Consider the following 26,303-nt stretch of genomic DNA (forward strand, 5'->3'; position numbering starts at 1 on the left):
CGTCATGCCCCGCTACAAGCTCACCATCGAATATGACGGCACGCCGTTCTGCGGCTGGCAGATCCAGGACAATGCGCCGACCGTGCAGGGCGCGCTGGAGGCTGCGGTGAAGGCGATGTGTGGCGAGGAGGTTCGCGTCCACGGTTCGGGTCGCACCGATGCCGGCGTGCATGCGCTCGGACAGGTCGCGCATTGCGATATCGCAAAGCCGTTTCCGCCGGACCGCCTGCGCGATGGCTTGAACGCGCATCTGCGCCCAAATCCGGTCGCGGTGCTCGCGGCCGAGATCGTGCCTGACGATTTCGAGGCGCGCTTCTCTGCGAAGAAGCGCCATTATCTCTATCGCATCAGGAACACGCGCGCGAACCTCGCGCTCGACATCGGCCGCGTCTGGCGCGTGCCGCGCCGCCTCGATACGGACGCCATGCATGAAGCCGCGCAGCGCCTGATCGGCAAGCATGATTTCACGACCTTCCGCGACACCGAATGCCAGGCCAAATCGCCGGTGAAAACGCTCGACCAGCTTGATGTCGCGCGTAGCGGCGATGCGGTCAGCATCGTCACCTCGGCGCGTTCATTCCTGCACAGCCAGGTGCGCTCGATGGTCGGCTCGCTGGTCTGGGTCGGCGAAGGCCGCTGGACCGCCGACGATCTCGCCGCGGCGCTAGCCGCCCGCAACCGCGCCGCCTGCGGCCCGGTGGCGCCGCCGGAGGGGCTGTATCTGGTGCGGGTGGAGTATTAGGGCGGCTTTCTCCATCCGCATCTCTTCGTCATACCCCGTGCAGGCGGGGTATCCAGTACTCCGAAGCGCCCGCGATTTGACCGAGATGCCGCGGTATACTGGGTCGTCCGCCTTCGCGGACGATGACGGCGGAGTTGGAGGCGATGGCCGAGGAAAGCCTCAGCGCTTAGGCAAAATACCTGTCCAGCACGCCGCGATAGACTTGCGTCAGTTTTTCCAAATCGGCGATCGGCGTTCGTTCGTTGATCTGGTGCATGGTCTGGCCGACCAGACCGAACTCGATCACCGGGCAATAGCTTGAAATAAAGCGCGCATCCGACGTGCCGCCTGAGGTCGAGAGCTCCGGCTTGCGTCCGGTCACCGCTTCGATCGCTGCCACCGCAAGGTCGGTGAACGGGCCGGGCTTGGTCACGAACACGTTCGAGTTCGACGGCTCCCAGGCGATGCGGGCGCGGATGCGGTTGCCGCAGGCTTTGGTGAGGCGTTCCTCCACCAGCTTGCGCAGGCTCTCCTGGGTGTGGTTGTCGTTGTAGCGGATGTTGAATTTCGCCCGCGCCTGGCCGGGGATGACGTTGCTCGCGGCATTGCCGACGTCGACGGAGGTGAATTCGAGGTTGGACGCCTGGAATTGCGCGCTGCCGTGATCGAGCGGCTCGTCGCTGAGCGCGACGATCAACCGCGATATATCCGGCACCGGATTGGCAGCGCGGTGCGGATAGGCGACATGGCCCTGCATGCCCTCGACATGGAGCGTGCCGGATTGCGAGCCGCGGCGGCCGACCTTGATGGTATCGCCGAGCACCTCGACATTGGACGGTTCGCCGAGCACGCAATGATCGAACTTTTCGCCGCGCTCGGCCGCCCACTTCAACAGCTTGATCGTGCCGTTGATGGAGACGTCTTCCTCGTCGCCCGTGATCAGGAACGAGATCGACCCTTGACCGTCCTCTCGCGGCTTGCCGCCATTGTCCTTGAGATATTCGAGCACAGCAGCGACGCTGCAGGCGATGCCGCCCTTCATGTCGACAGCGCCGCGGCCGTAGAGAAAGCCGTCCTTCACCTCGCCCGAGAACGGGCCATGCGTCCAGGCGGACTCGTCGCCTGGCGGCACCACGTCGGTATGGCCGGCAAAGGTGATGTGCGGCGCCTGATTGCCGATACGTGCATAGAGATTGTCGATATCGGCGGTGCCGGGCTCGCTGAAGGTGACGCGGTGCACCTCGAAGCCGGCGGCCTTCAGGATGTTCTCGAGCACGCCGAGCGCGCCGGCGTCGGCAGGCGTGACGGAAGGGCAGCGGACAAGGTCGCGCGTGATGGAGATCGCATCGGTCATGCCTACCGACTTAACACGCCGTCGCGGCGGCGGGCCAGCCTTGTGCGGCATGATCTCGACTTCGTGTTGCGGCTCTGCGACGCAGCCGATCAGCCTGCCGTTGCCTTGGTGCGGCCTCGCACGGTAAGCAAACCGGCCAGTGCCATCAGCGCAAAGCCGGCACCCGCGTAGAACGTGCCTTGCGGTCCGGCATTGTCCCACAATGCGCCCGCGATCACGCTGGCTGCGAGCATCGCGATCCCGCAGAGCAGGTTGAAAAAGCCGTAAGCCGTGCCTCGCAGCTCGGCGGGCGAGGTATCCGCGACAAGCGCCGCCAACAGCCCTTGCGTGAAGCCCATATGCAGTCCCCACAGCGCGATGCCCAGCGCGACGCCGGCAATGCTGGGCATGAGCGCGAGCGCAAGATCGGCGAAGATCAAAAGCACGATGCCGAACGCCAACACGGTTGTGCGGTCCATGCGATCGGACACCACGCCTGCCGGATATGCCGCGCCGGCGTAAACGACATTCATCAGCACCAGCACGGCCGGTGTGAGCGTAACTGGCAGGCCAACATTCTGCGCGCGGAGGATCAGAAACGCCTCGCTGAAGCGAGCCAGCGTGAACACGCTTGCAATCGTCACCACCCACCAATAGGCCACGCCAAGATTTCTGATTTCGCTGAGGCTGATGGGATTGCGCACCTCGCGCAGCCCTTTCGCCCGCGCCGGTTCACGCACCGCAAAGGCGATAAGTGCGAACGACAGAAAGCCGGGAATGACAGCAAACCAGAACACGGCCTTGAAATGGTCTGAAGTCAGCCACATCAGGCCGATGGCGATCAATGGCCCGACGAAGGCGCCAACCGTATCCAGCGACTGCCGCAGGCCAATGCTGGCGCCGCGCAGATGCGCCGGAGCAATGTCCGCCACCAGCGCGTCGCGCGGAGCGCCACGAATGCCTTTTCCGATCCGGTCGATGAAGCGCGCGGCCATCAGCCAGCCGACTGTCGGCGCCAGCGGAAAGATCGGCTTGGTCAGCGCTGCAAGGCCATAGCCGAGCGCCGCCAGCCATTTTCGCTTGCCGAGCCAATCGGAAAGCGCGCCGGAAAATATCCTGGTGATCGATGCCGTCGCTTCGGCGATGCCTTCAATGACGCCGACCGTCACCATCGAAGTGCCGAGCACCGTCACCAGATAGACCGGCAGCAGTGCATGGATCATCTCCGAAGAGACATCCATCAGCATCGAGACGAAACCGAGCGCCCAGATACCCGCCGGAATCTCGCGAAGGGAGCGGGCTGGTCGGGTGCTCGCCTCAGCCATGGAGCTGACCTTTCAAGCGATCATGCCCACGAGCAGCCCTACCGGGTCCTTAGTCCCGCAGCAATTCGTTGATGCTGGTCTTGGCGCGGGTGCGCTCGTCGACGCGTTTGACGATGACCGCGCAGGCGGTGGCCGGGCCCGGCTGGCCGTTCTTCATCGGCTTGGGCGGCAGCGTACCGGGCACGACGACGGCGTATTCCGGCACTTCGCCGACAAAGGTCTCGCCGGTATCGCGATCGACGATCTTGGTGGATGCGCCCAGGAAGACGCCCATCGACAGCACCGCGCCCTTGCGCACGATCACGCCTTCGGCGACCTCGCTGCGGGCGCCGATGAAGCAATCGTCCTCGATGATCACCGGCTCGGCCTGCAGCGGCTCCAGCACGCCGCCGATGCCGACGCCGCCGGAAATATGCACGCGCTTGCCGATCTGCGCGCAGGAGCCGACGGTCGACCAGGTGTCGACCATGGTCGCTTCATCGACATAGGCGCCGAGATTGACGAACGAAGGCATCAGCACGACGTTGCGGGCGATGAAGGCGGAGCGGCGCACGATCGCGCCCGGCACCGCGCGAAAGCCGGCGTCGCGGAAACGGTTCTCGCCCCAGCCGTCGAACTTCGACGGCACCTTGTCCCACCACGACGCCTTGCCGGGACCGCCGGGGATCTGCCCCATGTCGTTGAGGCGGAACGACAGCAGCACCGCCTTCTTCAGCCATTGGTTGACCGTCCATTTGCCGCTCGTCTCGCGCTCGGCAACGCGCGTCTCGCCCTTGTCGAGCAGTTCGAGCGCGTAATCCACGGCCTCGCGCACCTCGCCCTTGGTCGAGGTCGAAATGCCGTCGCGATCTTCGAACGCGGCGTTGACGATGGACTCGAGGGCGGACAGCGACATTGGGCGATTCCTTAAGGCGAGCGGCGGGGAAGGGTATTTGGCACTTTTTCGGGATTCGGCGCGGCGGAGTCAAGGCTAACTCGCTGTCTGTCGTCACCCGCAGGGCGGGTGACCCAGTAAGCCGCGGCGGCCGTAATTGGTCGAGATGCCGGCGATTACCGGATACCCGCCTTCGCGGGGTATGACGGCCTAAGTTTGCTACGCCAGCCTCTGCAAAAACCCCGTCAGATCGTCCGTGACGTGGTCGACATGCGCGGCGTCGCGGCCCTCGAGCTCCCAGTCCTCGCGCACGACGTCCTGCGTCCCGTCGGGCACCACCAGCACCGTGGTCATGCCGAGCTGGTGCGGCACGATGAGGTTGCGCGACAGGTCTTCGAACATCGCGGCCTTGCCTGGATCGACGCCGTGCAACGTCAGGAAGCGCTGATAGGTCTGCGGCGCAGGTTTCGGCTCAAGCTCGGCGGCGATGATGTCGAACACCGCCTCGAAATGGTCGCCGATGCCGAGACGCGCCAGCACCGCGTCGACATGGTTGGTCGAGCCGTTGGTCAGGATCAGCTTGCGGCCGGGCAGCCTTGCGATCGCAGCCCCCATCGCCGGGTTCGGCTCCAGCGGCGAGTGATCGATCTGGTGGACATAGGCGAGGTAGTCATCGGCGCGCACGCCGTGCTCAGTCATCATGCCGCGCATGGTGGTGCCGTAGCGCAGATAATAGTCCTTCTGGATGCGGCGGGCTTCTTCCGCCGTGACGTTGAGCCAGTTGCTCACGAACTCGCCGATCCGCGCATCGACCTGCTGCCACAGATTGACGTGATGCGGATACAGCGTGTTGTCGAGGTCGAACACCCAGGTGTCGATATGGTCGAAGGCGCGGGACATTTTCACCACTCTCTCGCGTCGTCCCGGGTCAAGCCCGCGACGACGGCTGATGTTATCACGGCATCGCAAAGCGCAGCGTCTTGCCGCCGCTGGTCATGTCGACCGGCGCAAAGCCGATCGCGGCAAGACCCCGGGTGGCGCAGTCGCCCTGCTCGGCGATCTCGAACTTGCTCTCGCGGGTGCAGAGCTGGGTCGCGCCGCCCCAGTTCAACGGCTTGTCCTTCAGGCGAATGGTGCGGTTCTCGGCATCGACGGCTTCGGCGAAGGAGAAGATCTGCTTCGGCTGGCCAGTGACGTCGGGATGCAGGCACTTGCCGGGATCGATCCGATACCAGCCGCGGCTGGTGACGGCCTTGCCGTCGTCGGTCGCGACCGCCGCCATGATCTTGTGCGGCGTATCGTTGCACCAGGTCAGTCCGGTCGCGGATGGCTTCTGCACGGCATCGATCATGGTGGTGAAGAAGTTCGGCGATTGCGCGACGTCGCTGGAGAGGCCACGGCTCCTGAGGAATGCCGCCAGCGCTCCTTGCGTCTTCGGCCCGTCAACGCCGTCGATCGGCGCGGCATCATAGCCGGCGATCACCAGCAAGCGCTGGATGCCGGCAAGCCGTGCCTGCTCCTCGTCATATTCGGCGCCCTCGGCGAGGTAGGCGACGAGGTTGCCGTCCTCGGATTGGGTCGGTGTAATCTGCGTGAATTGCGCCGCGGTCTGGCCGCTACGGCACTGGCGGGCGGCGGCGATGACGAAATTGTCCTGCGCGACGCACAGCGTATCGGTGCCGTTTTGCGGGATCGGCGAGGCGCCGTAGACGCCAAGCGCACGTGCATTCAGGAGCACGCGATCGGCGGAAAGCGCACCCTGCACCACCACGCGGCAGGCTGCGGGGTCGATGCGGAACCAGCCCCGCGTTGCGGTCGCCGATTTCTCATCGATCCCGATCGCGGCCTCGACCACGTAACTCATGCGGTTGCAGAGTTTCAGATCGGCCAGCGCCGGCTCCGCGGAAGACAGGAACGAGAACATCGCGGCCGGCAGCGCCATCAGAAGACTTGTCAGCGCGGCGCGGCGCGGATGCTTTGTCTTAGGCCCGTCATGCCCGGGCTTGCCCAGGGCATCCACGCCTTTCTTACCGTCGGCAAACCGGACGCGGATGGCCGGGGCAGGCCCGGCCATGACGGCTCCGGTGTGCGTGGCCGTCCCAGGCATCACTTGTGGATCAGCGTGCCGGTCCCCTGATCGGTGAACAACTCGAGCAAGACCGCATGCTGCGTCTTGCCGTCGATGATGACGACGCCCTGCACGCCCTGCTCCAGGGCATAGATGCAGGTCTCGACCTTCGGGATCATACCGCCGGAAATGGTGCCGTCGGCGATCAATTTGCGCGCGTCCTTCACCGACAGTTCCGGGATCAGCTTCTTGGACTTGTCGAGCACGCCGGGCACGTCGGTGAGCAGCAGCAGGCGCTTGGCCTTCAAGGCGCCCGCGACCGCGCCGGCAAAGGTGTCGGCATTGATGTTCAGCGTCTGGCCGTCCTTGGATGTCGCCAGCGGCGCCAGCACCGGGATCAGCTCATAGCCGATGAGCTGGTTGAGCAGCGTCAGGTCGACCTTCTCCGGCTCGCCGACGAAGCCGAGATCGATCGCCTTCTCGATGTTGGAGCCCGGATCAATCATGGTGCGCGTCGTCTTCGACGCCTTCACCATGTTGCCGTCCTTGCCGGAGAGACCCACGGCCTTGCCGCCGGCCTCGTTGATGTAGCCGACGAGCTGCTTGTTGACGGAGCCGGCCAGCACCATTTCGACGATCTCAATCGTCGCTGCATCGGTGATGCGCAGGCCCGCCGCAAACTCCGACTGGATGCCGAGGCGCTTGAGCATGGTCGCGATCTGCGGTCCGCCGCCGTGCACGACCACCGGATTGATCGCGGTCTGCTCCAGCAGCACGATGTCGCGCGCAAAGGCCTTGGCCGTGTCCTCTGCGCCCATGGCATGGCCGCCATATTTGATGACGATGGTTTCTTCGTCATACTCCTGCATATGCGGCAGCGCCTCGGACAGGATGCGGGCCTGGTCGAGCGGGCTGATCTGTGTGTCGGTCATGGAGCGGGTCTCGCTATTCCCAGAGAGCGGCGTCGGGCGCGGTTCTATCTGATTGGCGGGCAGCGCGCAAAGCTTGGAAGAATGTCGTACCCCGGATTGCGCCGCGCGTCATTCGGGCTACGAGGTTACGGCTTATCCCGATTCGGCCATATCGCCGCTACCGCCAGCAGCAGCCAGCTCACGATCAACAGCGTTCCGCCGGTCGGCGCGGCCATCGGAAACAGGCCGTGGCCGGCATATTGGCGCAGGCCGAGATCGGCGGCGAACAATGACGCGGCGATGACGAAGCCGATCGCCGAAACGCTCCCGATCGCGCGGTTCAGCAGGCCGCGATCAACGAGGGCGATTGCCCCGAGCACGGCGCTCGCATGAAACAGCAGCATCGACGACGCGGATGCCAGCCGCGTCGCATCGGCGAGATGGGCGGATCCGGCCGCCAGCATCACGCCACAGGCGCCCATGATGCCGGCCAGGACCAGCAGGATTCGATGCAGGCCGCTCATCCGCGGCGCTCCTCGAGCAGGCGCACCATCGCGGCGCGCAGCTCCGGCATGCCGGCGCCGGTGCGCGAGGAGGTTGCCAACACCTCCGGAAAGGCGGCGGGGTGTTTTGCCAGCGCCGCAATGGTCTCTGCGATGCGGGTCTCGAGTTCGGAGGCCTTCACCTGGTCCGCCTTGGTCAGCACCACCTGGTAGCTGACGGCCGACTTGTCGAGCGTCTTCAGGACATCGAGATCGACATCCTTGATGCCATGGCGGGCGTCGATCAGGACATAAACCCGCGCCAGGGTGGCGCGGCCCTGCAGGAATTTATGGATCAGCGCGGTCCATGACGCGACCTTGGTCTTGGGTGCGGAGGCATAGCCATAGCCGGGCATGTCGACCAAACGGAAGCCCGCTTTCTCCGGGCCTTCGAAGAAGATCAGTTCCTGGGTGCGTCCCGGCGTGTGCGAGGTGCGCGCCAACGTGCTGCGGCCGGTGAGGGCGTTGATCAGGCTCGATTTGCCGACATTGGAGCGTCCGGCAAAGGCAACCTCGAGCCCCGCCATCGGCGGCAGCGTCTCGATCGATGGCGCGGCCCAGATGAAGTGCCAGTCGCCGGCGAACAGCTTTCGCCCCGCTTCGATCAGCTCCGCATCGGTTTCGGCGGTCATGTGGGAAGATCTCGCTCGCGCCCGTCATTGCGAGGAGCGAAGCGACGAAGCAATCCATTGTTCCGCAAGTGGTGAAATGGATTGCTTCGCTTCGCTCGCAATGACGTCGCTACGTCGCCTTCTTCGGCGTGAAGGTGGCCTTGAGGTTGTCGAACAATTCCACCTTCACCCCGTTCCGGTGCATGATGTAGCTCTGCTGCGCCACCGAAAGTAGGTTGTTCCAGGCCCAGTAGATCACGAGGCCCGCCGGGAAGCCGGCCAGCATGAAGGTGAAGATCAACGGCATCCAGTCGAAGATCATCTTCTGCGTCGGATCCGGCGGCGTCGGATTGAGCTTCATCTGGAACCACATCGTGATGCCCATGATGATCGGCCAGATGCCGAGCCAGAGATAATGGCCGAACACGGGGATCGTGGTGGGATCGAACGGGATCAGGCCGAACAGGGTGAACAGGTTGGTCGGATCCGGCGCCGACAGGTCCTTGATCCAGCCGAAGAACGGCGCATGCCGCATCTCGATGGTGACGAACAGCACCTTGTAGAGCGAGAAGAACACCGGAATCTGCAGCGCGATGGGAAGGCAGCCCGCGATCGGGTTGATCTTCTCCTTCTTGTAGATCTCCATCATCTCCTGCTGCTGCTTCACCCGGTCGTCCGGATAGCGCTCCTTCAGCGCCGCCAGCTGCGGCTGGATCGATTTCATCTTCGCCATCGAGGCGTAGGACTTGTTGGCGAGCGGGAAGAACAACAGCTTCACGATCACCGTCACCAGCAGGATCGAGACGCCGAAATTGCCGAACAGGCGATAGAACCAGTCGAGCGCCAGGAACATCGGCTTGGTGATGAAGTAGAACCAGCCCCAGTCGATCAGCAGATCGAAGTGATTGAGGCCGAGCTGCCGGTTGTAGCCGCCCGGCCCAAGCGGGAAGTTGATGCCGACGACGCCAGCTTCCTTGGCGCCGGCGAACAGCCGGGCGTTGGCGGTGACGGTGGCGCCGGCCGCGACGGTCTCTGGCTCCAGCAGATAGTCCGTCTGGTACCTTCTGCTATTGTTGAGAAGATCGGAGGAAAAACTCGCCTGCAGCTTGGCGGAGGTGTCCGGCAACAGCGCGGAAGCCCAGTATTTGTCCGTGATGCCGAGCCAGCCGTCGGTGGCGGTGAAGTTCACCCGCTTGGCGTCGTCGATCTTCTTGTAGCTGTATTCCTGCAGGCCGTGATCGCCGAGATAGCCGATCAGGCCTTCATGCAGGATGTAATAGCCGGAAACCTGCGGTGTGCCGTGGCGCGAGATCAGCGCATAGGGATAGAGCGTGACCGGCGCGCTGCCGGCATTGGTCACTTCGTCCTTGATGGTGAAGAGATAGCGGTCGTCGATCGCAATCGTGCGGCGGAAGGTCAGGCCTTCGCCATTGTCATATTTCAGCGTGACCGGATTCGTCTGCGTCAGCTCGCCGGAACCCTCCTGCTGCCACACCGTGCTCGCGTCGGGCATCCGCACCGTGACGCCGCTAGCCGCCACCCAGCCGAATTCCGCGTAATAGGGCGCGGCCGTCTGCGACGGCGAGAACAATACGATCGGCGGTGATTTCGGATCGACGGTCTCGCGGAATTTCTCCAGCGACAAATCGTCGATACGCGCGCCCTTCAGCGAGATGCTGCCGGACAGTGTGGGCGTGTTGATCTTGACGCGCGGGCTGGCCTCGATCGCGGCTTCGCGGCTGACGACCGGCGCGCCGGAGGCCGGTTGCGTGACTGAAGGCGAGGGCGCCGATCCCGGCTGCGGCGCGGTGCCCGGGGTCGGCTGCTGCGCCTGCTGCGTCTGCTGTGTTTGCGGCGTCTGCGCCTTTTGCAGCTCCGCCTGCGCCTGCTGCTGCGCGCGCTGCTTCTCCATCTGCGGCACGTTGTAGAAATATTGCCAGGCGATCAGCACCAGGCCGGACAGAATGACGGCGATGATTGTGTTGCGATTATCGGTCATCTCTTCATGGTCTCGTCATTCAATTCCGGTTGCCGCCGCGCTTTATTATTCTGGCTGCCGCCGCTTTTGGCGGGTTGCCGGTCGAGGCGGCGGAACGCCGCGCGGAGGTCGTCGAGCATGGCCGCGAAGTCGCGGGTCAGTGCATCCCGGCGGCCGACTAACACATAATCATGATGTGGTCGCATCGGTATGACGTCGAGCTGCTGCACCAGCGCGCGAAGCCTGCGCCGGATGCGGTTGCGCTCGGTGGCGGTGCCGTTCTTCTTGGTGACGGTGAAACCGACGCGGATCGGGCCATCATCGTCACGGGCGCGGCCCTGCAGCACAAAGGCCGGGCTGGTCGCCCGTGCACCATTGGCAACGGCGACGAAGTCCGCCCGCTGCCTTAGCCGATCCATTTAGAATCTCCGGAAAACGCCCGGGCTCAGGCGCTCAGACGCTTGCGGCCACGCGCGCGGCGCGCGGCGAGGACCTTGCGGCCACCGGCCGTGGCGAGACGGGCGCGGAAGCCGTGGCGGCGCTTGCGCACCAGTTTGCTGGGTTGATAAGTCCGCTTCACGGGTAGTTCTCCGCTGAACAGGCAATCTGCCGATGAATTGAGAGGTGTCCGGTGATGCTGGCTGGCCCAGAATGAGGCACTCGCGGCCCCAAATGAGCCGCCCCCGGCAAAACCGGGCCATCGCGGACAATTGGCGCGGCTTATACGGGAGCGCCTCCTTTTCGTCAATGTCGCCCGGTGCGGCAAAAGCAGTTCCTCGAAAGGTCGCAATTCGCGGAAATAGTCCTGATTCTGTGGGGTTGTTGCATGTGTGGACCGGCTTCTGCCGGCTCCATCCGGGGCTTATGGAACCGGCTTACATTAGCGATCCGTAATTTGACCGGCGATGGTGCACGGCAGCATGCTGAATTCGCGCCATAGAAGGCCTATATCGTGTCAGTGACCGACGATCAGCCGACGACGGAGAAGTCTCGGGCGCAGCCAGTGTACCGGCTTGGGCTGTCCGGCAAGCTCCTGCTGCTCACGATTCCCCTGGTGATGATCGCCGGGATGCTGATCTATGTGCCTGCGATCGCCAACTTCCGGATCAACCGTCTGAATGACCGGCTGGCCGCCGCGAACACCGCGGCGCTGGTGCTCGATGCCGCGCCGTCCGGCTATGTCCCGGAGTCGCTGGCGCGCCAGATCCTCACCAGCATCGGCGCCCGCGCGGTGGCGATCAAGATGGGCCAGCAGCGCCGACTGCTCGCCAGCGCCGACCTGCCGGCGGCGATCGACCATGACGTCGACCTGCGCGACATATCGGTGTGGTCGGCGATCGTCGATGCGTTCCAGATCATGCTGGAGCACGGCGACCAGACCATCCGCGTGGTCGGGCCCGCGCCAGGACAGGCGCAGTTCATCGAGGTCGTGATCGACGAGAAGCCGCTGCGCCAGGCGATGTACCGCTTCTCACGCAACGTCTTGATCGTCGCGCTCCTGATCGCGGGCCTCACTGCGGGCCTGGTCTATCTCGCCCTGCATTATCTGTTCGTGCGCCCGATGCGGCGGCTGACCGCGAGCCTGATCGGTTTCCACGAAAACCCCGAAAGTTCGGCACGGATCATCGCGCCGAGTCAACGCGGTGACGAGATCGGCGTCGCTGAACGCGAGCTCTCCGACATGCAGCGCGACCTGGTTTCGATGCTGCATCAGAAGAGCCGGCTCGCGGCGCTCGGGCTCGCCGTCTCCAAGATCAACCACGACCTGCGCAACCTGCTTGCCTCCTCGCAGCTGTTGTCCGACCAGCTCGCGAGCGTCCCCGACCCCAGGGTGCAACGCTTTGCACCGAAACTGCTGCGCTCCCTCGAACGCGCCATCGCGTTCTGCCAGTCGACATTGTCCTATGGCCGTGCCCAGGAGGCCGCGCCCGACCGCCGCATGATCCTGGTCGAGCCCGTCGTCGCCGAAGTGCGCGAATCGGCGGGGCTTGCGTCCGACGTCTCGATCACCTGGATCAGCGCGATCGAGCGCGGACTCGCCATCGATGCCGATCCGGACCAGCTGTTCCGCGTGCTGCTCAACCTCGTGCGCAACGCGGCGCAGGCGCTGGAGAGCCGCCCCGCGACCGACGGCGGCGCCCAGCAGATCCGCATCACCGGCCGGCGCGAGGGGACGGTCGCGATCGTCGAGGTCTCCGACACCGGCCCCGGCGTCCCCCAGAAGACCCGCGATCACCTGTTCGAGGCGTTCCAGACCTCCGGCCGCCCCGGCGGCAGCGGGCTCGGCCTTGCGATCGCCGCCGAACTGATCCGCGCCCATGACGGCGAGATTAACCTCGTCGAGGGCACCATCGGTGCCACCTTCCGTATCGCCATTCCCGACCGGCCGGTGGAACTCCAGATCATCCGCACCGAGCGCGCGCGGGCGTGAGGGGCATGCCGGCATAACTGGAAAACCCGGCCTTTCACCGCCCGGGGCGCGCTTCCGGCCCAAATCAACCAAGAGAACCCCCATCCCAGAGCTTGCCAACCGGATCGGGACCCTGTAGCTAGAGCGCTCTTTCGCTGATGCTTCCGAGCCTTCTCGGACGCACCTTGGGCTTTGACGCCCCTTACGCGAAAACGCGCCCGTAGCTCAGCTGGATAGAGCATCAGACTACGAATCTGAGGGTCGGACGTTCGAATCGTTCCGGGCGCGCCATTTCGGTCTCGGCTAGCCAGTTCAAACCGTTGTTTCTTGATCTGAGGGCTGTCGGCACCGCCGCATTGGCGCCGGTACGCAGATCGCTTCAGTTGCTGGCTGAAATGCCAAGTTTCGGATCACTGCGATCACTAAGGTAGGCGCCGCGCCAGGTTCAAGTTCCTGGCCTTCTCCAGATTGCGGGCCTTTTCCAGTGCGGCTGCGCTCGGCAAGAGGGTCGACGCGAGGTCGGTCTCGGTGAAATCGGCGCCTGAGAGATTGGTGTTGGACAAGTCGGCTCCCGAAAGATTGGCACGGCTAAGATTGCAATTCGCCAGATTGGCGTTCTGCAGTTGCGCGAATTCGAGATCGGCGCGCGCGAGATTGGCGCCGTTGAGATCGGCATTTCTGAGGTCGGCGGATTTGAGCACGCCACGCATCAAGCCCATCGATTGGTTGCGCATATCAGCGCTCAAATCGGCGCCAGCAAGCTTAGCCCCGATCAAGCTGGCACCAGAGAGATCCGCGGTTATGCGAGCGCTGTTCAAATCGGCGCCGCCAAGCTTGGCGCGCTGCATCTGCGTGCCGAGGAGCGATGCCTTTACGAGAGACGCCCCGGTCAAATCCGCGTCGATTAGCCAAGCCTGGTTGAGGATGGCACGATCGAAGGTTGCGCCTTTCAGGCTAGTTCGGTTGAGCTTGACGAGCCGGAGATTGCTGCCGGAGAAGTCGAGCCCCGAGAGATCGAGGTGCGACAGCCGCTTTCCCTGCAAATCCGCAGAGCTCTGGCCCGCGGCGTCTTGAGGCGCCGCCTTAAGAAGCGTCTCGACCTCGGCCCGCGTCATCTCGGATGTCGACATTTCGGGGCTGTTGAGGTCGACGCTGCGCAGCATGTCCTGCGACACGGCGTCGATGGGATCAACCAATAGCGCCGTCACCGACACAACAGCAAACGCGAGACGAAACAGCATCGCTGTCTCTCCGCTTTCCAGTAACCCGGCATTGTCTCTTGGATTTTTTCGGGTTGGTCGCATCGTCACGTTAGCCGGTCGAGGTACGACTCCGGGCCACGCGAGAGTATGAAACCGGATTACGGTCCTCGCAATGCCCTTGATCGCCCCGTCCGAGGAAAAGCTGCTCGCGAAGGCGACGTGCCAGATCGGAGTCTATCGCAGTCCCGGCGATCTGAACGCGCAACCGGGCCGCCGCATCATCGCGCCACGGCGAAGCGGCAGTGCCCATCTTCATCGGCTGTGGCGCGCTAAATATGCCGCGGGACCGCTATAGCGAGCAGAGAGTTACGACCCGCGCCAAATCGTCACTATTCGATACAGAACCACGAACATCGAATCCCCGCATGAGCGCTGTCGGTGCGAAGTGAATCGTTGTGCGGTCATGATCAGCTGGCGTCTGGTTACGGAAGTACCAAACGCGCCCCCCGTCACGTGGGCTAGATACGGCGTTCATCCGGCCTTTTTTTCAGGTAGCCTCACGACATGAGCGTGGCACTAAAATGAATCTCGACCTTCATCAGCTTGGAGACAGGGCAGCCGGCTCTTGCGCTTGCGGCGATCGACTGGAACGTGTCGTTGTCGATGCCAGGTATCTTCGCCGTGGTGGTGAGATGCGCGGAGGTGATCGAAAAGCCGTCCCCGTCCTTCTCGATGGTGATTTCTGATTTGCTGTCCACGTGCTCCGGCACGAAATTCGCCTGACCGAGCTGCCTGACGAATGACATGGTGAAGCACGCGGCATGCGCTGCACCTAACAGCTCCTCCGGATTGGTGCCCGGCTTTTCGCCGTAGCGGCTGAAGAAGGTGTAGGGATGGTTGTCCAGCGCGTGGCTTTCGGTCGAGACCGAACCCTTGCCTTCGCGCAGGCTGCCATTCCAGGCGGCGGATCCGAAACGTTTCATCGTTCTTTACTCCTTTCCTGTTTTGCATGCCCTGCAGCCTGCGAGCGGTCAGACCGCCGCTCGTCTCTTCCCGGTCTCGATCATGTCGAGAGCGCGGCCATCCCAAGGGTGTTCACCTCATGGGCGTTGGCCGGCAGCCTCCAGGATCAGTTGCGTGATTGCATCAGGTTGAGAGATGAGCGACAGGTGACTGGCTTTGACCTCTATGGTCTTGGCTCCCATGCGCTTGGCCATGAATCGTTCGAGGTCCGGATTGATCGTGCGGTCCTCGGTCGAGACGGCGTAATAGCTCGGCTTTGATCGCCAGGCCGCGTTCGTGGTCTTGCCGGTGAGCAGTGCCTTGTGGAACGGCTGCTGGACCGCATAGAGCACCTTGGCCTTCGCCTCAGGCAGGTCGCCCGCGAAATCACGCAGGAAAGCCTCCTCGGAAAGCCGTCCTTCATCGCCGTCGAACACGATGCCGGCCGTCGCCGGCGGGGTCGGATAGGTCTTCGCGAGTGCCGGGTAGTCCTCGCCGGCATCCGGCGCGCGCGCCGCCACATAGACGAGCGCCGAGACGTTCGGATGCACGCCGGCCTCGGTGACGATCATGCCGGAGAAGGAATGGCCGACCAGAACCGTCGGGCCGTCCTGTCGGGCCAGCACGCGCTCGGCTGACGCGACCGCGTCAGGCAGCGTGGTCAGCGGATTTTGCACGGAAGTCGCGTTGAGGCCGGCCGTCTGCAATCGCGCGATCACCTCGGACCAGCACGAGCCGTCGGCAAACAGCCCATGCACGAGCACGACGTTGCGCGCCTTCGGCGGGGCGGCGTTTGCGGCCATGCCGCGCGTGGAGACCAGCGAGGCCGCTGCGCCGGCGAGTAGAGCGGTCGAAAAAATTCGTCTGTTCATCATCATGGTGTCGCTTCCTTTGATCACGAGAGGGATCGTCTTGATGGCGCGGAATAGCCGCGCGGTTTCAAGCAGGTCCTTGCATCAGCGCGTCCATGTCGGGCGACTGCATGGTCGTGACACCGCATACAAAGGCCTCGTGGTTGTTCTTGCTGCTTCAGCGGTCGTGAAGATAGTTGACCATGATGCCGAGGGATTTCTGGATCGCACGGAGTCCGCTGTTGCCGAGCCAGTTGATCCGCTCGAGCCGCGCCGTTGCCGAGGTGAAAACGAGCTACCGGTCGATGCGATGGCGGTCAAGCGCACGCCATTACCCGCAGTGGGCGCGACCTATCTGGGAAATTCGGTCGTCTGGAAAGGCGAGTACCATGACAAAGGAGCGTATTTCGACCGCGGGCTATTCGACATCAGCGTGCACTGATTACGGCTTGTTAGCGATCACGGTGGCGATCACGCCGAGTATTGACAGATGAAAAATCAATAATGTAGGCAGCTTTCAGCTCCAGGAATAAACGCGATGGCTTTCCGTGATCGCCCGCAAAACCAATGCAGTGCTGACCTGTTCATCGCCTCAGTTCGTTGATGCCCAATTCCGTCCACAGCCAATCGAAGCTGTAATTTGCCATGGCGCCGTCAGATCTAGCCGTTCGGTTCTCCAACATTTTGAGCCAGTCGGCGACTTTGGCCCGTCCGCTGTCAGTTTTGACCGCTGCGCGCGGCGACTCGCCTGCGAGCATGGGAATTGGCTCATCCAATACCTCGCGATAGTACCGGTCCATGTCATCATGGGTGATCATGCAACGCTCTTCTGCGAGGATGTCGATCTGTTGCGTTGCGCCAGCGTCCGGTGATGCGAGCATTTCCTCGACGGTTTCTGTCTTGATCAAAGGTTGCCCGACGCGTCCTCCAAGCATGTCGGACAGCAGCGCGCATCCAAGGTCGGATCGCCTCCGGGAATTGACGCTAAGCACCAAGGTCTTGTCTTCCAACGTCACTCCGCCAAGCGAAAGTGTGCCATCCTCGAGCTTCGTTTCGAACGCCAGCGATCCCTGGGATTGCTCGCGGGCGACCGATGCGGCAGCCGGCATTCCCAGCTTGACCCAACTCCACGACGTTGCACTTCGCGGCCGAAACTCCGAGCGTGCCTCCAGGATCGCTCGGATGTCGTCACGCGTTGTGCCGGCCGTGAGCGGATAGTGCGCCTCGCACAGGAGCAGTTCGTCTCCCTCGCTGTTCCGCAAATCGGGAATGTCCGCTCCTTCGGCTCGATCAATTACTTCGACAAGCCAAAAGGTCGTGAACATCGGGCTGCTGGCGCGCAGCATCTCCGTCGGAGAGAGGTCGGGGATTGCTTTATTGCCAGAGTCCTCTCCCATTACGTCTTCCGCAAGCTTCCGCTTTTCGTCCTTGCTGAGCTTTCCGAACTCGCGCCAGGCCTCGAGGAACGCTTCGGATGTGGCGTGTTCGTAATGCAGCAAGCCTCCGCCAATCTGTGCTTGCGATCCCACCTGAACGACCCGCGCGGCAATGCGGTCCCACGGTTTGAGCGTGCGGCTTGCACTTCGCTCGCTGATCAGGATCGCCTCGCCACCGCGGATAAGGTCTCGCAGCCGAAACGAGGTGCCGGGGACGACATCGCTCACCTCATAGAGGCTCATTATCGAGTTTCGCAGCGCGGCCATGTAGGCGCGCGCCGACGCAGTCTCCTTCCAGCCGCGGCGCTTGAGATAGTCGTCGATGGCGTTTTCGCCGTCGTCGAACTCACGGGTCAGGAAGTCCTCGAAGGCACAAGCCCACACTGTGCTCATGAACAGGTCTTCGCCGACCGTTGAGACGATCTCATCGATCTCGAGTCCCGTTTCGTCGCAAGCAGGTAGCAGATGGTCTTCAAAGGTCTGTTCGAACCGATCACCCCATTGGTCGCGTGTGGACCATTTTACCAGCCCCTGGAGCACGTACTTGCTGGCCATGTTCTGCTCCGTGATGGATCATTGCTCGCGCATCAGCGCAATTGCGCCGTAGTCTATCAAGCGTGCGCCATTGATTCGATCCTGAACAGGGGCGCTGGCGCGAAATCAACGTGATTTTCGTGGCGCACGCCGGACGGACAGTGCAAGCGTCGACGTCAGGGCGCTCGATCGCCCTGACGAACCATCTCGGGATTCAAAAAGGTGTAGGTATCTGCCGTGTCATTCCGAATGGCGCGGGCCATTCGGAATGTGCGATGGCGCCGCGTCACATCGCGCCGGATCCGCCCTCTACGATCTTCTCGTTGAGTTTCTGATCTACGATCTGGACTGTTCGGTCGATTTCGGCATTGGGCGCGCCAAGCTGATGCGAAATCAATTTCACCAGCAGGTCGACCCGCTCGATGAAGGGCGCTCCGCCCGCCACCGCGCGCGCCGCGGATGATGGCTTGAGAAGGCTTTCGGCGGCTTTGGCGTACTTCGCGAAAGGCACCTGATCTTCGGGGTCGGCTCCCAGACGCCGCGCGATCGCATCGACATGCTCGTAGATTGACTGCGAGCGCTTCAGATCGGCGTGCACGGCATCGCGGATCGACTGCGGCTCCTGCAGCGTGATGCAGCGGTAATTGCCGGTCAACAGCATCGACCATTTGGCCAGCGGAACGAACAGCGAGTCGAACACCTTGAGCTTCACCGGAACGTCCTGGCCATCCAGCTTCACTGCGTCGATGTCCGCTTCCAACTCGCGAAGCAACTGGTTGTGCGCTTGATCCGCAAATGCCGCTGCCTTGAAGTTAGTCGGCAGGCCGACATGAAGGACGTTCGCCGCCTCGTCCGGCGGGCGGAACGCCTGCGGATCGGGCGAGCAGAGCGACACTAGTCCCGGCTTGAACCGTTCCCATACCTGCGCATTGGTATAGGCCTCTTCGAGGTCCATGTCCGCCAGCGCCGGAATCCGTTTGAGATAAGGCAACGGCGGCATGTTCATGATCGAGAGGCAAGGCAGCTTCGCCTCGGCGATCTTGATCATCAGAACCCGGATCGTATGGTTGGTGTATTGCGGCTCCTGCATGGCAAGACCAACCAGGTCGTAGCGGGAGAGATCGACGTCCGCGGGCGGTGTCGCGTCCAAGGTCCCGGGCAGATCGCGCGAAAAGATCGAGCGGTGCGTCGGCTCGTCACGCAGCTTGATGCGAACCTCGGTGCCGTCGCGATTGATGAGTTCTGCCGTCTTCTTCCGACACACCAGGGTCACGTTGTGACCGGCCATCAGCAGCTTCGTCGCAAGCAAAGAGCCATACGAGGCTCCAAGGATCAGAATGTTGCGCGCCATGTCCCTCTCCTAAGGTTTCCTCCAACGCTCCAACCCAGGCCAGTCTCGAATTTCCGTCAGGTATCCGCTTGGGCGAAGGAACGGCGCAGGCCAGACCTTTACATCACACGGGGACAGCCTCTTAGGGCAAGGAGCACACCTGTCTACCGCCAATTGACGGGCATGACAATCGCACCGCGGCTCTTACTTTCAGGCCCGCGGAAGAAGAAGTCATCACTCGCACCGATAGCGATGACCGGTCGCGAGATTGTACGAGTGGTGGCGCTGCGCGCAGGCGCCGATGCCGCTGTCCCGTTCGTTATAATATTGCAGAACAGAGGGTGGCTCTGATTCCAGCCTGGCCGCGGGCGTCGGCGCGCCGCCGTTCAGAATGTCGGCATTTGGATGATAGAACGCGTACAGTCCGGGCTCCTGGATGGCGGCCTGAGCGAATACTGGTGTTGCGGCTGTTACTGATAGCAGCGCGGCGGCCGCGAGGATCTTGAGTGTTGTCATCGAAATTCTCCATCGATCGATACGAAAACCCGATCGGCGCGCGACTCCGCGTGACGCACCGTCAGGCGGTGCGCGGTCAAACGCGAGTTTTTCGTATTGGGCTATCCGAATGATCGGATCTTACGATTCAAGATCTAAGTGGCCTGCGAGCGCATCCCATTAAATTCTGCTTTACGATTCCTCAACTCGAGTTGACGGCGGTGGCGCGAGCGATCGCCAACAGGATACGCGGCGCGACATCATCACGAAGCAGCGAGACGCGAGCGAAGCGCTTTCACGCCATGTCCTTTCACGCCATGTCAGCGGCCCGCGATTCTCTGATGCTGTTTATGCAGCGTCCTTAAACACGAATTTAGTGGGGGCGACGCGAAAGAACCCCACTTCCTCTTTGTGCAACGTTCTTTGTGCAACCACTCGAAAGGACAAGTCATGAAAGTCGCAATGATAGCGTTGGTCGCAGTTTCCGTGCTCTCAAGTACATCCGCATTTGCCAGCACGCCGCGTCGTGAACCGATGGTCAGGAGCTATCCGATGTACAGGGATGCGGCTCCGCCGTTCATGTTGCATCCGAACAACGGCAATCCGAACGGAAATCCGGATGGTCCGACCACGCTCAGCGGCACCGGCGATTCCCAATTCGGTGGCTCGTCGGCCGGCACCAGTGGTTACAACTAAGTGAAAACCGCATCTCATGGGGCTTCAATTGAAAGCCGTCCTGCGACCGCGATGTAACGACGCGCGAACCTCGCGCGTCGTTGAAGCGGCGCGAGACTACGTTACATTGATAAGTTGATCCATTTGCCGTCGCGTAGAATCGAGCGATGATGGTTGCGACGATAGACGTTGAGCGACCACACCGAAGCTTATCTCAGCTGCGCAGATCGACGCTTTATTTCCACACAGATCCGCAATCGGCGAAACAATTTATATGGACGCGGACATCACCGCGTGCCTGTCCCTGCACTCGGCGGCCCAAGCCTGCTAATTCTTGGCCGGATCGGCATCGGCGTGTGACGCCATTTCAGCCCGCCGCTCATAGCTCTCGGCGAGAACCTTGAGACGATCGGCGATCGCCGGATCGCTCATGCTTTGCGCAACCCGGCGCAGGGTCTGCGCTGTGCTCGAATATTCCTTGCTCACCATACTCCACTCCGCAACTCACGGTTTCATTCACTTACGTAGGTGCGCGATGCACGATGACGAATTCACAAAGTCGGGAGTGAGCGATCTGCATTGAAATGAAGCAGCCTGCGCAGTCCGTTTGATATGCGCCGCTCTGCTCAGTCGTTCGTTTCGGCAATCGCCGTGCCGATGGGAAATACGCGTGTAGCGTTCCGATCTAGTTTGGCAGCACTCGCGCTCCCGTACCCCGATTCTCCCTGCATCTGATGGGTACGAATTGGCGGCGGACCATCCGTAGTCCGCCGCCTTTTGTTTGATCGCCTCCCGGCAGACCTGCGCAGCGGTGGCCGCGTCTCTTCATTCCGCGGGCGTTGCCTGGGGATGGGCGGAGGAGGTTGCTGTCTCCTTCTCGCCGAACAGCCAGATCTGTAGCCGGTCGAGATAGAGATAGACCACCGGCGTGGTGTACAGCGTGAGGATCTGCGACACCGCGAGGCCGCCGACAATGGCATAGCCGAGCGGCTGCCTGATCTCCGAGCCTGCGCCGGTGCCCACCATCATCGGCACGGCGCCGAGCATTGCCGCCATCGTGGTCATCAGGATCGGCCTGAACCGCTTGATGCAGGCCTGGTAGATCGCTTCTTCCGTGCTGAGCCCTTCGTTCTGTTCTGCATGGATCGCGAAGTCGACCAGCATGATGCCGTTCTTCTTGACGATGCCGATCAGCAGGATGAGGCCGACGATCGCGATCACGGTCAGATCGAAATGGGCCGCCATCAGCAACAGCAGCGCGCCGACGCCGGCCGATGGCAGGGTCGAGATGATGGTGATCGGATGGATCGTGCTTTCATAGAGGATGCCGAGGATCAGGTAGATCACGAACAGCGAGGCGAGGATCAGGATCGGCGTGCTCGACAGCGAGGCGCCGAAGGCCTGGGCGTTGCCCTGGAAGCTGGTCTGCAGCGAGAGCGGCGGATTCAGCTCTTTCTTTACCGCGTCGATGGCGCTCACGGCCTGGCCGATGGCGGCGCCCGGCGCCAGGTTGAACGAGATCGTCACCGACGGGAACTGCCCCTGGTGATTGACGACGAGCGGCGAGACCTTCACGACCGAATCGACCAGCGTCGACAACGGCACCTGCTGCCCGCTCGAAGATTTCACATAGATGCCGTTAAGCGCATCGGGCGAGTACTGGAACTTCGGATTGACCTCCATGACGACATGGTATTGCTGCAGCGTCGTGTAGATCGTCGAGACGATGCGCTGACCGAACGCATCGTCGAGCGTGTTGTCGATGGTGAAGGGCAGGATGCCGTAGCTCGAGGCGACTTCGCGCTTGATGGTGATGTCGAGCAGCGGCCCGGCATTGAGCTGGTCGGTGGTGACATCGGTAACCGAGGGGATTGTCCTGATCTTGTCGAGGAACAGCGACGCCCAGCGGGTCAGCTCACCGGGATCGGCATCGTTCATTGTGTACTGGAATTGAGTCTTGTTCAGTCGGGCTCCGATCGTGATGTCCTGGGCAGGCTGCATGTAAAGCGCAATGCCCTGGACCTTGGCGAGGTTGGTCCGCAGCCGCGCGATCACCTTGTCGATCGGATCACGCTGGTCGGCGGGCTTGAGCTGGATGTAAACGCGACCGTCGTTGACGGTGTAGGTGCCGCCGCCGGCGCCTACCGCGGCCCCGAAAGAGGCGACAGCCGGATCGCGCATGATGACGTCGAGCAAAGCTTGCTGACGCTGGGCCATCGCCTGGAAGGAGATATCCTGCGACGCTTCCGACTGACCGAGGATCAGCCCGGTGTCCTGCTCCGGAAAGAAGCCTTTGGGAATGATGACGTAGAGATAGCCGGTGAGCGCGATGGTGCCGAGCATCACCATCAGCGTGACGAAGCGGTGACGCAGCACGATCTTGAGACCGGCCTCATAGAGATTGAGCAGCGCATCGAATCCGCGTTCGGACAACCGGTAGAGCCGGCCATGCGATTCTCTTTCGGGTTTGAGCAGGTAGGCGCACATCATCGGCGTGAGCGTGCGCGAGATCACCAGCGAGAGAACGAGCGCCACGCTCACCGTCATCGCGAACTCGCGGAACAACAGCCCGACATAGCCGCTCATCAGGAACAGGGGAATGAACACGGCGATGAGCGAGAACGTGATCGCCATGACGGTGAAGCCGATCTCGCCGGATCCCTTCATCGCCGCGTCATAGGGCGAGAGCCCTTCCTCGATGTGCCGCGTGATATTCTCGATCTCGACCACGGCGTCGTCCACCACGAAGCCGACCGCGATCGAGAGGGCCATCAGCGACAGATTGTCGAGGCTGTAGCCCATCTCGTACAGGACCGCGAACGTGCCGACCAGGGACAGCGGCACGGTGACGGCTGGAATGATGGTCGCCCAGAAGCTGCGCAGGAAGATGAAGATCACCGCGACGACGAGCGCGATCGTCAGCAGCAGCGTGAACTGCACGTCGGCGATCGATGCGCGGATGGTGTCGGTGCGGTCGGAAATGACGTTGATCTTGATGCCGGCGGGAATCGAGGCCTGCAGCACCGGCATCATCGCCTTGATGCGCGCGACCGTTTCGACGACATTGGCGCCCGGCTGGCGCTGGATCGCCAGCAGGATCGCCCGCTGATTGTTGTACCAGCCGGCGATCAGATCGTTCTCCGGCGCGCTGATCGCGCGACCGATGTCGCGGATGCGGACCGGCGAGCCATTGCGATAGGCGACGACGAGATCGGCATATTGGTCGGGCTTGAACAATTGATCATTGGTGTTGAGCGTGTAGGTCTGGCGCGGGCTGTTGAGCGTGCCTTTTGCCAGATCGACATTGGCCTGGCCCAGCACGGTCCGCAGATCCTCGAGATTGATGCCGCGGGCGGCCAATGCCTCCGGATCGACCTGTATGCGGACGGAGGCCTTCTGCTGGCCCCCGACGCCGACGAGGCCGACGCCGGAGATCTGCGAAATCTTCTGTAGCAGGATGTTCTCGGAATAGGCGTCCACCGTGGTCAGCGGCAGGCTGTCCGAGGTGAGGCCAAGCACGAGGATCGGCGTGTCGGCCGGGTTGACCTTGCGGATCGTCGGCGGATACGGCAGACCCGCCGGCAGATAGGGTGAAGCGGCGTTGATGGCCGACAGCGTATCGCTCACGGCACCGTCGATCTGGCGGCTGAGATCGAACTGCAGCGTGATCTGGGTGTAGCCCAGCGCACTCGCCGACGTCATCTGGGTGAGGCCCGGAATCTCGCCGAACTGCAATTCGAGCGGCGAAGCCACTGAGGACGCCATGGTCTGCGGATCGGCACCGGGCAATTGTGCGGTCACCGTCAGCGTCGGATAGTTGACGTTCGGCAGCGCCGCCACCGGCATCAGCGGATAGGCGACCAGGCCAGCCACGAACAACCCCACCATCAGCAGGGCAGTCGCGATCGGCCGTCGGATGAAGGGTGCGGAAATATTCATGGAATTGGCGTTTGCATTGCGTCCTGCGCGGCGGCTTCCTCGGCCGCCTTGCCATGGAGAGCGATGACATGTGTCCCCGGCTGTAGCTTGTATTGGCCGTCGACGACCACCCGCTCATTTGCCGAGAGCCCGGAATCGATCAGCGCCTGTCCGTCGCTGATCTGCGCCACCTTGACCTGGCGGATGGCGACCGTGTTGTCGGGATTGACGACCCACGCATAGGCTCCGTTCGGGCCTTGCTGGATCACCGCCGCGGGCACGGTGAGGCCGTTGTGCCGCATGTCGAGCAGCAGCCGCGCGTTGACGAGTTCACCCGGCCACAGCTTGTTCTCCTTGTTGGAAAAATTCGCCTTGAGCTGGATCGAGCCCGTGGTCTGAAGGATCTCGTTGTTGACGAGGCCGAGCTGGCCCTGACCGAGCTGGATCGTGTCGTCCTGGTTGTAGGCGAGCACAGTGAGCGGCGCCTTGGTGATCTGCTGCTGCTTCTGGATTTGCGGCAGAACCGTCTCCGGAAGCGTGAAGATCAGAGAAATCGGATCGAGCTGGGTCACGACGCACAGACCGTTCGTGCTCGACGGGCTGATGATGTTGCCGACGTCGATCTGGCGAATCCCCACCACGCCGTCGATCGGTGAAGTCAGTCGCGTAAAGCTGAGCTGCACCTTCGCGGCCTCGATGAGCGCCTTGTCGGTTGTGATCGCGCCCTGCAACTGCCCGACCTGCGCTTTCTGGGTTTCGATCAGTTGAGGCGTCGCCCAGCCTTTGCTGCCTAACTGGGTGTAACGGACGAGGTTGGCATTGGCGTTGCCGAGCTGCGCCTGATCGCGCTCCAGTGCGCCGGTGTACTGATCGATCAGCGCCTGATAGGGACGCGGATCGATCTGCGCCAGCAGCTCACCGGCACGTACATGCTGGCCTTCGGTGAAGTTGATAGTGAAGATCTGGCCCTGGATCTGGGCGCGCACGACGTCGGTGTTGTAGGCGATCACGGTGCCGACGCCGGTCAGATAGATCGGCACGTCATGCTGGGTGACCGTTCCGGCGACGATTGGCACCGGGGATGGCCGGATCGGCGCGGCCACGGCCCTCTCGAACGGGAAGTCATGCATGGCATAGAGCAGGCCGCCGACCGCCACTGCGGCGGTCAGCATGACGGCACCAACAACGATCTTCTTTTTCATGGTCTGGTTTCGCTGAGAGGTTTGTTAGCAACCCGGAATAGCTGCACTTGACGTGACGCTGCCTGTCACGAGGGTTGAGCAGGCGCTGCTGCCCGCCATCGTGGAGGTGGAGGCGGTAGGAACGGGGGTGAGAATCGTCGGAACGGTCGGCAGGGCTGCGATCGGTCCGACGACGCCTGGCAGGGGCGATACGCCGGGTGTCGGCACCGGCGCTGCCGAGCTGACGCCGAGATTGCTGATCTCGGACGAGTCGAGCGGAATGCCGGTTCGATTGACGCCGCCTACCGTCATGGGCGAGGTCGATGACGGCGTCGATGATGCAGTGACGCTCGACGAGCCCGAACCGCACATTCCAGACGTTCCCGACGTGTCGATGATGCCGGATGCTGTCGCCATGCCCGAGCTCTCCAGCGTGCCCGACGTCGTCGACACACCCGATGTCGCTGATATCGCGGGCGACATGCCCGGCGTCGCGGCCGTATCGCCTGCCATTGCTGCGGTCGCAGGCGCGTTCGATCCGACCGCCATTCCGGCGCCGTCGAAGGTGGCGGTCGATCCGAACATTTGGGAAGGCGCCGTTCCAACGGTCGAGCAGACCGTGCCGCTGCTTGGAATGGCAATCGTGCCCGTCGCGGGAGCGGCGAGCGGACTGACACCCGGCGACGAGAGCTCGGTCGCGCCCAACGGAATTCCGGTTGGCGAAATCGGCGAACCCGCGCTGCCGAGCGGAGAGGTTGCATCAAGCGTTGGAGTTGGGGTTGCCATAGCAGTCACTTGCGCGACGGCGGCATTAGCTGCGAATAACACAGGAAGAAGGGCCGCAGCGGCCAGCGGGAATCTCATCTGCAGTCTCCGTAGCATGGACAGTTCGCGGGATTAGCCTGC

25 protein-coding genes and 1 tRNA gene are annotated in these 26,303 nt (G+C 62.7%); 5 read left to right on the plus strand and 21 right to left on the minus strand.

Translation table 11 applies throughout. The features are described 5' to 3' along the window. Window positions 1-4 precede the first annotated feature (4 nt). Window positions 5-742, plus strand: a complete 738-nt coding sequence (gene truA, locus K288_RS0113425) for a tRNA pseudouridine(38-40) synthase TruA (RefSeq protein ID WP_027580022.1) — start codon at window positions 5-7, stop codon at window positions 740-742. A 166-nt stretch (window positions 743-908) separates the two neighbouring features. Here the strand turns inward: truA and dapE are convergent, their stop codons facing one another. From dapE to rpmH, 11 genes are all read right to left on the minus strand, one after another. Next, window positions 909-2,075 carry a succinyl-diaminopimelate desuccinylase gene (gene dapE, locus K288_RS0113430; RefSeq protein ID WP_027580023.1) on the minus strand — a complete coding sequence of 389 codons (1,167 nt, stop codon included), beginning with the start codon at window positions 2,073-2,075 and terminating at the stop codon, window positions 909-911. A gap of 89 nt (window positions 2,076-2,164) precedes the next feature. Beyond that, window positions 2,165-3,379 (minus strand): MFS transporter, encoded by a 1,215-nt coding sequence (locus K288_RS0113435; RefSeq protein WP_027580024.1) that lies wholly within the window; start codon window positions 3,377-3,379, stop codon window positions 2,165-2,167. A 49-nt stretch (window positions 3,380-3,428) separates the two neighbouring features. Continuing rightward, window positions 3,429-4,274: a 2,3,4,5-tetrahydropyridine-2,6-dicarboxylate N-succinyltransferase gene (gene dapD / locus K288_RS0113440; RefSeq protein WP_027580025.1), complete on the minus strand. Its 846-nt coding sequence runs from the start codon at window positions 4,272-4,274 to the stop codon at window positions 3,429-3,431. Between the two features lie 198 nt (window positions 4,275-4,472). Beyond that, window positions 4,473-5,162: a pyrimidine 5'-nucleotidase gene (locus K288_RS0113445; RefSeq protein WP_027580026.1), complete on the minus strand. Its 690-nt coding sequence runs from the start codon at window positions 5,160-5,162 to the stop codon at window positions 4,473-4,475. A 46-nt stretch (window positions 5,163-5,208) separates the two neighbouring features. After that, entirely contained in the window at window positions 5,209-6,195 is a 987-nt protein-coding gene (locus K288_RS0113450) for a DUF1036 domain-containing protein (protein ID WP_027580027.1), read from the minus strand. Between the two features lie 164 nt (window positions 6,196-6,359). Beyond that, window positions 6,360-7,253 carry an acetylglutamate kinase gene (gene argB / locus K288_RS0113455; RefSeq protein WP_027580028.1) on the minus strand — a complete coding sequence of 298 codons (894 nt, stop codon included), beginning with the start codon at window positions 7,251-7,253 and terminating at the stop codon, window positions 6,360-6,362. 125 nt (window positions 7,254-7,378) lie between these two features. After that, complete coding sequence (locus K288_RS0113460; protein ID WP_027580029.1) at window positions 7,379-7,756, minus strand: DUF423 domain-containing protein; 378 nt, start codon at window positions 7,754-7,756, stop codon at window positions 7,379-7,381. Beyond that, window positions 7,753-8,406, minus strand: coding sequence for a ribosome biogenesis GTP-binding protein YihA/YsxC (yihA, locus tag K288_RS0113465; RefSeq protein WP_027580030.1), 654 nt, complete (start codon window positions 8,404-8,406; stop codon window positions 7,753-7,755). Before yihA ends, K288_RS0113460 begins: the two co-directional genes overlap by 4 nt. Window positions 8,407-8,515: 109 nt before the next feature. Beyond that, window positions 8,516-10,384: a membrane protein insertase YidC gene (yidC, locus tag K288_RS0113470; RefSeq protein ID WP_027580031.1), complete on the minus strand. Its 1,869-nt coding sequence runs from the start codon at window positions 10,382-10,384 to the stop codon at window positions 8,516-8,518. Beyond that, a complete protein-coding gene (gene rnpA, locus K288_RS0113475; RefSeq protein WP_027580032.1) occupies window positions 10,381-10,782 on the minus strand; it encodes a ribonuclease P protein component in 402 nt (133 codons plus the stop codon). Before rnpA ends, yidC begins: the two co-directional genes overlap by 4 nt. A gap of 26 nt (window positions 10,783-10,808) precedes the next feature. After that, on the minus strand, window positions 10,809-10,943 hold the full coding sequence (gene rpmH / locus K288_RS0113480; RefSeq protein WP_008542748.1) for a 50S ribosomal protein L34: 135 nt from the start codon (window positions 10,941-10,943) through the stop codon (window positions 10,809-10,811). Between the two features lie 372 nt (window positions 10,944-11,315). Between rpmH and K288_RS0113485 the strand changes: the two genes are divergently transcribed. Continuing rightward, the gene (locus K288_RS0113485; RefSeq protein ID WP_027580033.1) at window positions 11,316-12,794 is read left to right on the plus strand and encodes a HAMP domain-containing sensor histidine kinase; all 1,479 of its coding nucleotides are present in this window, start codon (window positions 11,316-11,318) and stop codon (window positions 12,792-12,794) included. Between the two features lie 193 nt (window positions 12,795-12,987). Next, window positions 12,988-13,064 (plus strand) — tRNA-Arg (locus K288_RS0113490). A 131-nt stretch (window positions 13,065-13,195) separates the two neighbouring features. Here the strand turns inward: K288_RS0113490 and K288_RS0113495 are convergent. The 7 genes from K288_RS0113495 to K288_RS45440 all read right to left on the minus strand — a co-directional run bounded on the left by K288_RS0113495 (window position 13,196) and on the right by K288_RS45440 (window position 19,644). Beyond that, window positions 13,196-14,014, minus strand: coding sequence for a pentapeptide repeat-containing protein (locus tag K288_RS0113495; RefSeq protein ID WP_027580034.1), 819 nt, complete (start codon window positions 14,012-14,014; stop codon window positions 13,196-13,198). Window positions 14,015-14,532: 518 nt separating this feature from the next. Beyond that, the gene (locus K288_RS0113505) at window positions 14,533-14,958 is read right to left on the minus strand and encodes an OsmC family protein (protein ID WP_027580036.1); all 426 of its coding nucleotides are present in this window, start codon (window positions 14,956-14,958) and stop codon (window positions 14,533-14,535) included. Between the two features lie 117 nt (window positions 14,959-15,075). After that, window positions 15,076-15,855: an alpha/beta hydrolase gene (locus tag K288_RS0113510; RefSeq protein ID WP_027580037.1), complete on the minus strand. Its 780-nt coding sequence runs from the start codon at window positions 15,853-15,855 to the stop codon at window positions 15,076-15,078. Window positions 15,856-16,006: 151 nt separating this feature from the next. Beyond that, window positions 16,007-16,087 carry a hypothetical protein gene (locus K288_RS52335; RefSeq protein ID WP_244443143.1) on the minus strand — a complete coding sequence of 27 codons (81 nt, stop codon included), beginning with the start codon at window positions 16,085-16,087 and terminating at the stop codon, window positions 16,007-16,009. Between the two features lie 325 nt (window positions 16,088-16,412). After that, complete coding sequence (locus K288_RS0113520; RefSeq protein ID WP_027580039.1) at window positions 16,413-17,819, minus strand: hypothetical protein; 1,407 nt, start codon at window positions 17,817-17,819, stop codon at window positions 16,413-16,415. A gap of 265 nt (window positions 17,820-18,084) precedes the next feature. Then, window positions 18,085-19,149: a 2-dehydropantoate 2-reductase N-terminal domain-containing protein gene (locus tag K288_RS0113525; protein ID WP_027580040.1), complete on the minus strand. Its 1,065-nt coding sequence runs from the start codon at window positions 19,147-19,149 to the stop codon at window positions 18,085-18,087. Window positions 19,150-19,362: 213 nt separating this feature from the next. After that, complete coding sequence (locus K288_RS45440; RefSeq protein ID WP_043159799.1) at window positions 19,363-19,644, minus strand: hypothetical protein; 282 nt, start codon at window positions 19,642-19,644, stop codon at window positions 19,363-19,365. A gap of 531 nt (window positions 19,645-20,175) precedes the next feature. Between K288_RS45440 and K288_RS53610 the strand changes: the two genes are divergently transcribed. Then, on the plus strand, window positions 20,176-20,319 hold the full coding sequence (locus K288_RS53610; protein ID WP_160168968.1) for a hypothetical protein: 144 nt from the start codon (window positions 20,176-20,178) through the stop codon (window positions 20,317-20,319). A 306-nt stretch (window positions 20,320-20,625) separates the two neighbouring features. Here K288_RS53610 and K288_RS54100 read toward each other — a convergent pair whose 3' ends face one another. From K288_RS54100 to K288_RS0113550, 3 genes are all read right to left on the minus strand, one after another. Next, window positions 20,626-20,787, minus strand: a complete 162-nt coding sequence (locus K288_RS54100; RefSeq protein WP_201449680.1) for a hypothetical protein — start codon at window positions 20,785-20,787, stop codon at window positions 20,626-20,628. A gap of 336 nt (window positions 20,788-21,123) precedes the next feature. Continuing rightward, the gene (locus K288_RS0113545) at window positions 21,124-24,237 is read right to left on the minus strand and encodes an efflux RND transporter permease subunit (protein ID WP_027580041.1); all 3,114 of its coding nucleotides are present in this window, start codon (window positions 24,235-24,237) and stop codon (window positions 21,124-21,126) included. After that, the gene (locus tag K288_RS0113550; protein WP_027580042.1) at window positions 24,234-25,418 is read right to left on the minus strand and encodes an efflux RND transporter periplasmic adaptor subunit; all 1,185 of its coding nucleotides are present in this window, start codon (window positions 25,416-25,418) and stop codon (window positions 24,234-24,236) included. The genes K288_RS0113545 and K288_RS0113550 overlap by 4 nt, the downstream gene beginning before the upstream one ends. Window positions 25,419-25,470: 52 nt before the next feature. Between K288_RS0113550 and K288_RS0113555 the strand changes: the two genes are divergently transcribed. Then, window positions 25,471-26,298, plus strand: a complete 828-nt coding sequence (locus K288_RS0113555; RefSeq protein ID WP_027580043.1) for a hypothetical protein — start codon at window positions 25,471-25,473, stop codon at window positions 26,296-26,298. Window positions 26,299-26,303: the final 5 nt, after the last annotated feature.

The sequence above is a fragment of the Bradyrhizobium sp. Ai1a-2 genome, from assembly GCF_000426245.1.
Lineage (GTDB): Bacteria > Pseudomonadota > Alphaproteobacteria > Rhizobiales > Xanthobacteraceae > Bradyrhizobium.